This is a genomic window from Actinokineospora sp. (assembly GCF_050699995.1).
Lineage (GTDB): Bacteria > Actinomycetota > Actinomycetes > Mycobacteriales > Pseudonocardiaceae > Actinokineospora.
Genome location: NZ_JBOHGC010000665.1, coordinates 1 through 10,262 on the forward strand (window position 1 = coordinate 1; position 10,262 = coordinate 10,262).

The following is a 10,262-nucleotide window of genomic DNA, read 5'->3' on the forward strand; positions in this document are numbered from 1 at the left end:
CGTGGCCGCCCAGTTCACCGACGACGAACTGCGCACGACAGCGGAGGTCATGCGCAGGCTGGGTTTGGCGTTGGCGGAGGACGAATCCCGGCAGGTGTGAGCCTGGCCGACGCCACACCCGCGACGAGGCGCGCCCGTCGCGGGTGTGGTTTCGACCAGGCTCACCCGTGCCGGGATTCGTCCTCCGCCAACGCCGAACCCAGCCTGTGCAGGACTTCCGCCGTCATCCGCAGTTCCGCGTCGGTGAACTGGGCGGCCACGCGGTTGGTGAAGGCGTGTTGGGCGGCGCCCATGCCGTCGATGGCTTTCCAGCCCGCTTCGCTGGGGCGGACCAGTTTCGCCCGGGCGTGGGCCGGGTTCGGCAGGTACTCGGCCAACCCCTTTTCCACCAGCAGGTCCGCTGTGCGCTGGACGCTCTGCCGCGCCATGCCCATCTCGCGGGCGATGTCGGCGACCGAGCGGGGCTGGTCGAGAACGCCGCCGAGGACCTGCCACCACGACGGCGTGAGTCCCTGCGGGCGGGAGATGTGTTCCGCCGCCCGCAGGAACGCGCCGTTGAGGTGGAAGGTGCGCACGATGATGTCGGTCAGCGCGTCACCCCCCGGTGTGCGGGGTTCGACGCTCATCCGACGGCTTCCATGAGTGCGAAGAACCACTTGGGGTCGCCGGTGGCGTTGAGCTGGTACCACGCCTCAAGCACGTCGGGCTCGTACACGTCGAGCACGCGGAAGATCTCCCTGGCGAACTCCAGCGGGCCGGCCGCACCCGCGGTGATCAACCCCTGGTCGACGACCGCGCGTTCCGGCAGGAACCGCGACTCCCCCTGATACGCCTGCGCCATCGCCAGTTGCTGAGGGGCGTTTCCCGTGTGGGAGCGGGTGTCGAGCAGTCCCGCCGCGGCGAGACCGACTGTCGCACCGCAGATCGCGGCGACCGGGCGGCCCGCGGCGAGTCGCCGAGCCGCGGCCGAGACGAACGCCGTGTGCTCGCCTTCGAGCCAGGAGTCCGCTCCGGGCAGCAACAGCAGCGCCGCGCCGTCGATGTCCGCGTCGGCGAGGGTCAGGTCGGGCGTCACGACAAGACCGCCCATGGTGGTGATCGGCGCGGAGGTCTCCGCGACCGTGCGCACCCGGAACCGTCCGGGCTCGCGCTGGAACGCGGGGTTGTTGAGACCGGCGGTGACGTAACCGATCTCCCAGTCCGCCAGGCCCGAATACACAGCTACAAGGATGTCCGAAGTCATGGCAGTATTCTGTCATGTTGACAGTGTGCTGTCAATATGGATCGGCGGCTAAGCTTGACGGTGATGCGACGGTTCCGATGGCCCGCGGCCGCCCTGCTCCTGGTGGCGATCCTGATCGGCGGATTCGTCATGGTCGGCGGCGACCCGCCCCGCGCCCCGGCCCCGCCGACCGGTCCCCGGGTGCTCGTCGCCATGGGCGACTCCACGATCTCCGGGGAGTCCGCGGGCGACTACGAACCCGGCACCGACGGCGACGACGGCAACTGGTGCCACCGCTCCACCAAGGCCTCCATCCACCACACCGCCCTGCGCGCGGTCGCCGAGACGATCAACCTCGCCTGTTCCGGCGCCCCATCGGCCCAAGTCGGTCTCGGCGAGACCCAGCAGTACACCGAGGGTTCCCAGGCCCGCAGGCTCGGCATCATCGCCAGGGGCAAGCGGGTCGTGGCGATCCTGCTCTCGGTGGGCGCCAACGACGATCCCGGATTCGCCCGGGTCCTCGACGCCTGTGTGCAGGCCTGGTTCGACGAGGACAAGCCGGGCTGCGCCGAGGCCAATCGCGACGAGTGGCCGCGCCGGGTCGACGCGATGGTGCCCAAGGTGTTGGCCGCCATCGACGACATCCGCGAAGTCATGCGCGACGCCGGCTACCAGCCCACCGACTACCACCTCGTCCTGCAGTCCTATGCGGCACCGATCGGTCCGGACGCACTTGCGTCGCTGCGCAACCTCAACGGTTGCCCGTTCCGCGAGGACGACCTGCGCTGGGTGCGTGAGACCGCGGTGCCGCTGATGACCGAGGGCGTGCGCCGAGTCGCCCGCGAGTCCGGGGTGCGCTTCCTCGACCTGTCCCGCGCCGCCATCGGCCGCGAGGCCTGCTCCAGCGACGACCCCTCACGCGAGTGGTTCAGCCGCCTCTCGGTCCGCTGGGCGGACCTGCGCGACGAGGCCCGCTCAACCCACGCCCTGCAGGAGTCCTTCCACCCCAACGCCGCGGGCCACGCCGCGTTCGGCCGCTGCCTCGGGGAGTTCCTGGCCACCACCGACCGCGCCGCCGCCTGCCTGCCCGGCGCGACCGGCGATTTGCACGCCGCCACCAGCCTCGGCCCGTAACCGGAACCATCCACGCCCCGCCGCGTCCAACGGTCATGCGCGCGTTGTTGATCGCCCTGGTCCTGGTTCTGACGGCGGGTTGCTCGGAAGGACCGCCCTCGGACCCTCCCGCGGACTTCGCGGGCACGTTCATCTACACCAAGGGCTCGGTCCCTCCGCGCTACCACTACGAGTGGACGCTGACCTTCACCGCCACCGACGCCACCGTGTCCTGGCGACCCGGCTATGACGACGCGACGCCGCCGTGGACCACGACAACCCCGATCACCCCCGAGGCCCGCGCCACCTTCTACCGCACCCTGCGCGACGCTGGGGCCTTCCAGGCGACCTCGACGAACCGCGACGGCGCTGTCGGCGGCTCCACCGGATCGCTCAGCCTCACCGCCGACGGCCAGACCTACGGATCTCCGCGCCTGGGCACCAACCGCGACAACCACGACCTCCTCGAAGCCATCCACGACGCCGCCGTCGACCTGTTGCCCGCCATGGTCTGGGATGAGTTCGAACGGAAGCAGAAGGACTGGGGCGCGGGCTCATGATCGCCCGCGCGCTCATGGTCGCCTTGGCCCTCGTCGTCGCGGGCTGCTCATCGCCGCCGACTCGGATGCCTGAGGACTTCACCGGCACCAACACGTACGACAGCGGCATGCTCCCCGCACCTCAGTACGAGTGGACCCTGACGTTCACCGCCACCGACGCGACCATGGCCTGGCGCCCCGGCAACGACCCGGCCACTCCACCGTGGACCCGCACAGTCCCCGTGACCGCCGAGGCCCGTGCCACCCTCTACCGCGACCTGCGCGACGCGGGCGCCTTCAGCACACCGGACGGCGGCGACGCGGGCATCGGTGGCCCCACCGGCCGGATCACCCTCACCGCCGACGGCGAAACCTACGACACCGCCCGCCTGGCAGCCGCCCGCCTGCCACTGCTGCGCGCCGCCCATGACGCGGCGGTCGACCTGTTGCCGGGCGACGTGTGGGCGGAGTTCGAGCGCGGGCAGAAAGAGTTCGGCGGCTGACACCCAGCCCGGGTACAACTCACCGGTGACCCCCGAAGAACTCGACCTCACCGACGACGCCACTGCCGCCGCTGTGCACGCCGTCGGCCTGCGCTCCTACCGGGTGGAGGCCGACCTGATCGGGTTCGACGGCATCCCGCCGCTGCACGAATCCCTTGCGGACATGCGCGCCCAGCGGCTGCGCTGGCTGGGCTGCCGCGCCGACGGCGTGCCGGTCGCGTTCATCGCGTGGGCGCAGGACGAAGTCGTCGACATCGACCGGCTGTGTGTGGACCCGGCCTGGTTCCGGCGCGGCCTGGCGACGACCCTGCTGCGCGCGCTGCTGGACCGCACCACCGGCGACGTCGTCGTCTCCACGGGAGCCGAGAACACGCCCGCGGTGTCGCTCTACGAGCGCGCGGGCTTTGTTCGGACCGGCGCCGTCGAGCCCGCGCCCGGCCTCAAGATCGCCACGTTCCGGCTACAGCGCGGGTGACCGGCCCTCGTACGGCGTGGACAGCACCACGGTCGTGCGGGTCGACACCTTCGCCGCCTCGCGGATCTTGCGCAGCAGGTCCTCCAGCCCAGCGGGCGAGGCGACCCGCACGAGGAGCACGTAGGAATGGTCTCCGGCGACCGAGTAGCAGGACTCGATCTCGCTGATGTGCACCAGCCGCTGCGGGTAGTCGTCGGGGGCGGCCGGGTCGATCGGCGTCAGCGAGATCAACGCGGTCAGCGGCAGCCCGATGGCCTCCGCGTCCAGCCGCGCCGAGTAGCCGCGGATGACCGCGCGCTGCTCCAGCCTGCGCACCCGCTGGTGGACCGCGGACACGCTGAGCCCGACCCGCTCGGCGAGGTCGGTGAAGCTGCACCGCCCGTCGGTGGACAGCTCGCGGACGATGGCCTTGTCGATCGGCTCCAACACGTTGTCAGCACTCATGCGGGCAGCGCCACCAAGTCGTGCGGGCGGGTGTTGACCGGCTCGACGCCGTCGGCGGTGACGACCACGATGTCCTCGATCCGCGCGCCCCAGCGTCCCGGCTGGTAGATGCCTGGCTCGACGCTGAACGCCATGCCTTCCTCCAGCACCAGCGGGTTCCCGGCGACGATGTACGGGTGCTCGTGCACGTCCAGACCGATGCCGTGGCCGGTGCGGTGGATGAAGAACTCCCCGAACCCGGCATCGGCGATGATCTCGCGGCCCACGGCGTCGACCTGCTCGGCGGTCACGCCCGGCCGGATGAACTCCACCGCCGCCGCCTGAGCCCGCTGCAACACCGCGTACGTCTCGCGCACGTCGGCGTCGCGCGGCTCGCCGACGGCGTAGGTGCGGGTGCTGTCGGAGTTGTAGCCCTCCGCGATCGGGCCACCGATGTCGACCACGACCACGTCACCGGACTCGATCACCCGGTCGGACAGGTCGTGGTGCGGGCTGGCGCCGTTGGGGCCGGAGCCGACGATGACGAACTCGGCCGACACGTGGCCCTCTTCGACGATGGCGGCGGCGATGTCCGCGCCGACCTCGCGCTCGGTGCGTCCGGCGCGCAGCCATTCGCCCATCCGGGCGTGGACCCGGTCGATCGCCGCGCCCGCCTTGCGCAGCGCGTCGACCTCGGCGGCGTCCTTACGCATCCGCAACTCGCCGATCACCGGCCCGGCCGGCACCTGCCGCGCGCCGGGAAGGGCGTCGCGCAGCGCCAGCACATGCAGTGCGGGCAGCACGTCACCGACGGCGACCTGCCCGGCCTCGCCGAGGAGCCCGGCGACCAGCGCGTACGGGTCTTCGCCGTCGACCCAGGTGGCGACCCGAACGCCGAGCGCGTCGGTGGGCGCGTCGGCGTACCCGGGCGCCTCCAGCTTCGGCACCACCAGCACAGCGTCGCTCGGGGTCACGACCAGGCAGCTCAGGCGCTCGAACGACGACCCGGTGGCGCCGAGCAGGTAGGCCAGATCCGTGCCCGGCGCGATCACCAGGGCATCGACGCCGACGGCGGCCGCGGCCGCGCGGGCCTTGTCGAGACGGGCCCGCAAGAGCGTCGGGTCAAGTGAGAGGGCGGTGGTCGACATGATCTGCAGCCTAGTCCTGTGTGGCCTACGCGGTCGCCGCGGCGACCGGCACCGGGCGTGGTGCGGAATCGGGCCGCGCGTCCATCTCCCGCCACACGGGAAACACGGCCGGACACACCGTCGTCACCACGTAGGCGACGCCGACCGCCACCAGGGTCGGCCCCAGCCCGGCCGCCTCGACCGCCACGCCCGCGACCACGGCGCCCACCGGGCCGCCGAGCAGCACGACCGCGGTCGTCACGCCGGTGACCATCGGCCGCACGTCGTCCGGGACGCGCGCGAACTGCACCACACCGAGGATGGGGTTGATCGCGCCGCACAGCACGCCGGAGACACCGAACACGATCAAGACCACCGCGAGTCCCGGGTCGGCCGCCATCACCAGGAACCGCGGGCCGCCCACGACCAGGAAAGCCACCGTGTAGGTGATCCGCCGCGGCAGCCGCGCGCCCACCCACGCGTACAGCGCGGTCCCCAGCATCGCCGCACCGCCGAACACGCCGGGGATCAGTCCCAACGCGACACTGCTGTGCAGGACATCGTTGGCGTAGACGGGAATCAGCACCGCCGAGGCCGCCATGTCCAGCAGGTTGGTGACCATGACCATCACCAGGATCGCCACCATGAGCCGGTCCCCGCGCAGATACGCGAACCCGCGCCGCAGCCGCCCGAAGTAGCTGCCCTCGACCGACTCCCCCGCACCCACATCGGGCACGGCGAGCCGGATCAGCAGCGCGGAGACGAGGAACGTGGCCGCGTCGACGTAGAGCACCTGCTGCGGCCCGAGGACGGCGATCAGCACGCCCGCCAACGGCGCGCCGACCATCTTCGCACCCCGGCTGACCCCGTCGTAGGCGCTGAGCACGCGGGTCGCTCCCGCGCCCGACAACGTGATCAGCGAGGCCATCATCGACCAGCGCGCCGTCTCCCCCGGCGTCCTGGTCAGGCCGAGCAGTCCCGCCAACACCAGCAGCAGCCCGAACGGCAGGCCCGCGGTGGCGAACAGCAGCGGGATCGACGCCACCACGACCGCCGCCGCCAGGTCGGACACGACGCTGCTGCGCCGCCTGCCGAGCCGGTCGATCACCGGCCCGCCCGCCAGAGCGGCGACGACCGCGCCCGCCACCTCCACCCCGACGACCAGGCCGGTGCGGGCCCGGGCTGCCGGTAGTCTGCAGGACGAACCAGGGCACCGCGAGGAACGTCATCGTCGTCCCGCACACCGACAGCGCGTTCGCGACCAGCAGCGCGACAACCGGGGACCGGCTCACTGCTCGGCCTCGATCGGGAAGGCCTGGAACTGCACGGCGAACGCCTGGTCGCCCTCGGCCGCCGGGCGGCGGTAGCGCTCCACGACCGCCTCGATCTCGGCGAAGAACCGCCGCGCCTCGTCGGCGCCCATCGGCAGCAGCCAGTCCGACATCGACGAGGTGTGCCGCCACGGTTCGTCCCAGGTGTGCCGGGAGCGGACGAACCCGATCGCGCGGTCGCGGTAGCCCTCGATGATGTGGCTCATGTAGGCGACCAGGGCGTCCCGCACCTCGGGGTCGTCCTCGGGCAGTGACCGCTCCCGCAGCTCGGTGTAGTCCTGCGCGGCCCGCCACCAGCGCTCGCGTCGGTTCCCGCGCTCGGTGTCCTCCTCGATGAACCCGGCCTCGGCGAGCTGGCGCAGGTGCCAGCTGGTCGTCCCCGAGCTCTCGCCGAGGCGCTGGGCCAAGCCGGAGGCCGTCGCCGGACCGTGGGTGCGCAGCAGGCCGAGCAGGCGGACGCGCATCGGGTGGGCGAGGACCTTGAGGCCCTCGACGTTCATGTGGTGGTAAGTCGGCTGCCCCATGGCTCGAGGGTAGATTGCAGAGGATTCTTTGCAAAGAGGTCTCTGCGATCGTTTTGTGGCAGGCTTGCCCCTCGTGAGCGGACCCCTCGTGCTGTTGGACTCGGCAGGGCTGTACTTCCGGTCCTTCTACGCCCTCCCCGAGTCGATGACCTCCCCCGACGGCGTGCCCGTGAACGCGGTGCGCGGCTTCGCCGGGATGGTCGCCCAGATCATCACCGAACGCCGCCCAGCGCGGCTCGTGGCGTGCCTCGACGCCGATTGGCGCCCGGCCTTCCGGGTCGCGGCCATCCCCAGCTACAAGGCGCAGCGGGTCGCCGATCCGGTCAACAACATCGAGGAAGTCCCCGACACCCTCACCCCGCAGGTCCCGATCATCATCGAATTGCTCGACGCGATGGGCCTGTGCATGGCCCAGGCGATCGGGTACGAGGCCGACGACGTCATCGGCACCCTCGCCGACCGCGAGACGGACGCGCCGGTCGAGATCATCACCGGCGACCGCGACCTGTTCCAGTGCGTCCGCGACGAGCCGACCCCGACGCGCGTGATCTACGTGGGCCGCGGCTGGTCGAAGGCCGAAGTCATCGGGCCGCTCGAACTCGCCCAGCGCTACGGCCTGCCCCCACGCGGCGAGGCCTACGCCGACATGGCCGTCCTACGCGGCGACCCGTCCGACGGGCTGCCCGGCATCGCGGGCATCGGCGAGAAGACAGCCGCGAAGCTGATCAGCAAGTTCGGCTCCCTGCAGGCTTTGGTCGCCGCGGCCGCCGACGCCTCCAGCGACGTCCCCCTGCGGGTTCGCACGGCGTTCGTCGCCGACGCCAAGTACCTGGCCGCGGCACCGAAGGTCGTCGCCGTCGCCACCGACGCGCCGCTCGACATCCGGGGTGAGCAGAAGATGCCGACCGAGATCGCCGACCTGGAACGGGTCCGCGAACTGCAGGAACGCTGGGACCTCGGCGCCCCGGTCGACCGCCTGATCGCCGCGATCACCGGAGCACGCTGACCGCGCCCGCGGGTCGCGTCCATCGGAAGACTCAGCCCACGGCACGGTTGGTGCCGACCCCATGGGTGGAAACGACTCGGGCGCGTGACCGGCTTGCGGTCACGCGCCCGAGATCGAGGGTCTACTTGTCGCTCGGCGGGGCGACCTCGTACTCACCCGCGTCGTTGCGAACCGTGATGTTCACGGTGCGCTTCTCACCGGCGATGGTGGCCTCACAGGTGAACTGGGTGTCCTTCTTGACCGCCTTGTTCGACGGGCAGGTCACCGACTCGACCTTCTCGATGTTGTACTTGTCGGTCAGGATCGACTTCACGCCCTCCTGCATGGCGGACTGGTCGAACACCTTCGTGACCATGAAGCCGGGCTTGAAGAACGCGGTGACCGCGAACGCCCCCGCCAGGAGCACGACAACGACGACGCCGATCCACAGGCCCGTGTTGCTCTTCTTGGCCGGAGCCCCCGGATACCCACCGGGCGGCTGGTAGCCACCGGGCTGGTGCTGGGGCTGCCCGTAGGGCTGCTGCTGGGGGTACCCGCCCATGGGGTACTGCTGCGTCGGCTGCGGCTGCTGGCCGTAGGGCTGCTGCTCACCGCCGGGCGCGCCATACGGCTGTTGCTGCTGCTCACCGCCGGGCTGGCCGTACGGCTGCTGGCCGTAAGGCTGCTGCTGGGGGTACCCACCGCCCTGTGCGGGGAACCCGCCAGACGGAGTCCCGGGTGGTGTCGGACCGCCACCGTAGGGCTGCTGCGGCTGCCCCCACTGCTGCGGATCATTCCCACCGGACGGCCCGTAAGGGCTGCTCATGTCTCGCCTCCGCCTGAATCGAGGTCACGCGCCCAATGCCCGAACATCGAACACCTCTGCGCGCGATCCAACCACAGCCCGCCGGTCAACCCCAGCCTGGCCGACGGCGTGTTCACCACACCGCAATGACCTGGCATCTGATCACACCATGACTTGACCGCCACCTCACGGCTCGACCCGGCCGCACTCGGCCGCTTCGGGCAACGTCCGCTCGCCCAGTTGACCGGGCACCCCGCACCGGCACTTGGGGCTTGCGCCGCCAGCGTCACGCCACCCTCACCATCGCCCCGCCCCGCGTCGCGCCACGCCGTGTGATGCCGGTTGTGTCGGTGATGACCGTGGTGCGGATGCGAGTGCGCCTCGGTGGGACCTTCCTCCCTAGGCTGTCGCCAAGGCCACTACGCCTCGGCGGATTGCCTTCACCGCTTCGCGGGCGGTGGCGCCTACCGGGTCGCCTTCGCCCATGACGTCGCGGATCTGGTCCAGGAGGTCGATGACCTGGCGGCACCAGCGGACGAAATCGCCCGCTGAGAGTTCCTGGCCTGCCGAGTCGGCGGCGGTGATCACCTTTTCAAGGGATTCGCCGCGGACCCAGCGATAGACCGTCCAGCCGAAACCTGGATCGGGTTGGCGGGTCTTCTCCAAGCGGTGGTGGCGTTCGTCGCCTTCCAGCTCCGCCCAGATCTGGGCCGTCGCCTTCAGCGCGTCCTCGACGGCGCCGCCGGGGACACGGGCCTCGATCGGGCCATCGCGGCGGGCCTCGAAGACCAGGGAGGAGACCACGGACGCCAGCTCGGCCGGGTTCAGGCGGTCCCACACACCGTGGCGCAGGCACTCCGCGGCCAGCAGGTCGGACTCGCTGTAGAGGCGGGCCAGTCGTTTGCCGTGTTCGGTCACCACCTGCTCGCCCTGCTTCTCCCCCGTGCCGGGAGCCAGGTAGCCGCGCTCCACCAGGAGGCCGCGGATCCGGTCGAACGCCCGGGCCAGCGAGTGGGTGGTCGCGGCGACCTTGCGTTCCACCTGCTCGGTCTCGGAAAGCAACCGGTGGTACCGCTCCGCCCACCGGGCATGGTTCTCCCGGTCGTCGCAGCCGTGGCACGGGTGGGCGCGCAGCGCCCGGCGCGCCGCGGCCAGGTCGGCGTCGTCGTCGACGCCGGTGCGGCGGCGGGCCCTTGGGGGCAGCTCGATCCCGGC

Annotated in this window: 12 protein-coding genes and 1 pseudogene; 5 read left to right on the forward strand and 8 right to left on the reverse strand. The window is 71.3% G+C overall.

What is annotated here, in order from left to right; translation table 11 throughout:
* Positions 1–161: 161 nt before the first annotated feature.
* Together ACRDSQ_RS32610 and ACRDSQ_RS32615 are read right to left on the reverse strand one after the other, a co-directional pair.
* Positions 162–626 (reverse strand): MarR family winged helix-turn-helix transcriptional regulator, encoded by a 465-nt coding sequence (locus ACRDSQ_RS32610; protein ID WP_431426499.1) that lies wholly within the window; start codon positions 624–626, stop codon positions 162–164.
* Complete coding sequence (locus ACRDSQ_RS32615) at positions 623–1,243, reverse strand: DJ-1/PfpI family protein (protein ID WP_431426500.1); 621 nt, start codon at positions 1,241–1,243, stop codon at positions 623–625. The genes ACRDSQ_RS32610 and ACRDSQ_RS32615 overlap by 4 nt, the downstream gene beginning before the upstream one ends.
* Positions 1,244–1,306: 63 nt before the next feature.
* On the opposite strand from ACRDSQ_RS32615, the gene ACRDSQ_RS32620 reads away from it, so the two are divergent.
* From ACRDSQ_RS32620 to ACRDSQ_RS32635, 4 genes are read left to right on the forward strand one after another with little or no spacing between them, the layout of a single operon-like run.
* Positions 1,307–2,356, forward strand: coding sequence for a GDSL-type esterase/lipase family protein (locus tag ACRDSQ_RS32620; protein ID WP_431426501.1), 1,050 nt, complete (start codon positions 1,307–1,309; stop codon positions 2,354–2,356).
* A gap of 35 nt (positions 2,357–2,391) precedes the next feature.
* Positions 2,392–2,895 (forward strand): hypothetical protein, encoded by a 504-nt coding sequence (locus tag ACRDSQ_RS32625; protein ID WP_431426503.1) that lies wholly within the window; start codon positions 2,392–2,394, stop codon positions 2,893–2,895.
* Positions 2,892–3,377 (forward strand): hypothetical protein, encoded by a 486-nt coding sequence (locus ACRDSQ_RS32630; RefSeq protein ID WP_431426505.1) that lies wholly within the window; start codon positions 2,892–2,894, stop codon positions 3,375–3,377. The genes ACRDSQ_RS32625 and ACRDSQ_RS32630 overlap by 4 nt, the downstream gene beginning before the upstream one ends.
* A gap of 25 nt (positions 3,378–3,402) precedes the next feature.
* Positions 3,403–3,852 carry a GNAT family N-acetyltransferase gene (locus ACRDSQ_RS32635; protein WP_431426506.1) on the forward strand — a complete coding sequence of 150 codons (450 nt, stop codon included), beginning with the start codon at positions 3,403–3,405 and terminating at the stop codon, positions 3,850–3,852.
* Here the strand turns inward: ACRDSQ_RS32635 and ACRDSQ_RS32640 are convergent.
* The 4 genes from ACRDSQ_RS32640 to ACRDSQ_RS32655 all read right to left on the reverse strand — a co-directional run bounded on the left by ACRDSQ_RS32640 (position 3,838) and on the right by ACRDSQ_RS32655 (position 7,257).
* On the reverse strand, positions 3,838–4,296 hold the full coding sequence (locus ACRDSQ_RS32640; protein WP_431426508.1) for an Lrp/AsnC family transcriptional regulator: 459 nt from the start codon (positions 4,294–4,296) through the stop codon (positions 3,838–3,840). The two genes, ACRDSQ_RS32635 and ACRDSQ_RS32640, sit on opposite strands and share 15 nt — an antisense overlap.
* Positions 4,293–5,423 carry a M24 family metallopeptidase gene (locus tag ACRDSQ_RS32645; protein WP_431426510.1) on the reverse strand — a complete coding sequence of 377 codons (1,131 nt, stop codon included), beginning with the start codon at positions 5,421–5,423 and terminating at the stop codon, positions 4,293–4,295. Before ACRDSQ_RS32645 ends, ACRDSQ_RS32640 begins: the two co-directional genes overlap by 4 nt.
* A 25-nt stretch (positions 5,424–5,448) precedes the next feature.
* The gene (locus tag ACRDSQ_RS32650) at positions 5,449–6,567 is read right to left on the reverse strand and encodes an MFS transporter (protein ID WP_431426516.1); all 1,119 of its coding nucleotides are present in this window, start codon (positions 6,565–6,567) and stop codon (positions 5,449–5,451) included.
* A 123-nt stretch (positions 6,568–6,690) separates the two neighbouring features.
* Positions 6,691–7,257, reverse strand: a complete 567-nt coding sequence (locus ACRDSQ_RS32655; protein WP_431426512.1) for an ArsR/SmtB family transcription factor — start codon at positions 7,255–7,257, stop codon at positions 6,691–6,693.
* A gap of 73 nt (positions 7,258–7,330) precedes the next feature.
* Here ACRDSQ_RS32655 and ACRDSQ_RS32660 point away from each other — a divergent pair, with 73 nt between their 5' ends.
* Entirely contained in the window at positions 7,331–8,263 is a 933-nt protein-coding gene (locus ACRDSQ_RS32660) for a 5'-3' exonuclease (RefSeq protein WP_431426513.1), read from the forward strand.
* A 121-nt stretch (positions 8,264–8,384) separates the two neighbouring features.
* Here the strand turns inward: ACRDSQ_RS32660 and ACRDSQ_RS32665 are convergent, their stop codons facing one another.
* Both ACRDSQ_RS32665 and ACRDSQ_RS32670 read right to left on the reverse strand, forming a co-directional pair.
* Complete coding sequence (locus ACRDSQ_RS32665) at positions 8,385–9,068, reverse strand: DUF4333 domain-containing protein (protein ID WP_431426515.1); 684 nt, start codon at positions 9,066–9,068, stop codon at positions 8,385–8,387.
* 378 nt (positions 9,069–9,446) lie between these two features.
* Positions 9,447–10,262 (reverse strand): annotated as a pseudogene (locus ACRDSQ_RS32670) (DEAD/DEAH box helicase); the annotation flags it as partial.

Bases quoted from the DNA above. Each gene is read 5' to 3' on its own strand.
- ACRDSQ_RS32610 (WP_431426499.1), bottom strand. From the start codon at position 626: ATGAGCGTCGAACCCCGCACACCGGGGGGTGACGCGCTGACCGACATC.
- ACRDSQ_RS32615 (WP_431426500.1), bottom strand. From the start codon at position 1,243: ATGACTTCGGACATCCTTGTAGCTGTGTATTCGGGCCTGGCGGACTGG.
- ACRDSQ_RS32620 (WP_431426501.1), top strand. From the start codon at position 1,307: ATGCGACGGTTCCGATGGCCCGCGGCCGCCCTGCTCCTGGTGGCGATC.
- ACRDSQ_RS32625 (WP_431426503.1), top strand. From the start codon at position 2,392: ATGCGCGCGTTGTTGATCGCCCTGGTCCTGGTTCTGACGGCGGGTTGC.
- ACRDSQ_RS32630 (WP_431426505.1), top strand. From the start codon at position 2,892: ATGATCGCCCGCGCGCTCATGGTCGCCTTGGCCCTCGTCGTCGCGGGC.
- ACRDSQ_RS32640 (WP_431426508.1), bottom strand. From the start codon at position 4,296: ATGAGTGCTGACAACGTGTTGGAGCCGATCGACAAGGCCATCGTCCGC.
- ACRDSQ_RS32645 (WP_431426510.1), bottom strand. From the start codon at position 5,423: ATGTCGACCACCGCCCTCTCACTTGACCCGACGCTCTTGCGGGCCCGT.
- ACRDSQ_RS32655 (WP_431426512.1), bottom strand. From the start codon at position 7,257: ATGGGGCAGCCGACTTACCACCACATGAACGTCGAGGGCCTCAAGGTC.
- ACRDSQ_RS32665 (WP_431426515.1), bottom strand. From the start codon at position 9,068: ATGAGCAGCCCTTACGGGCCGTCCGGTGGGAATGATCCGCAGCAGTGG.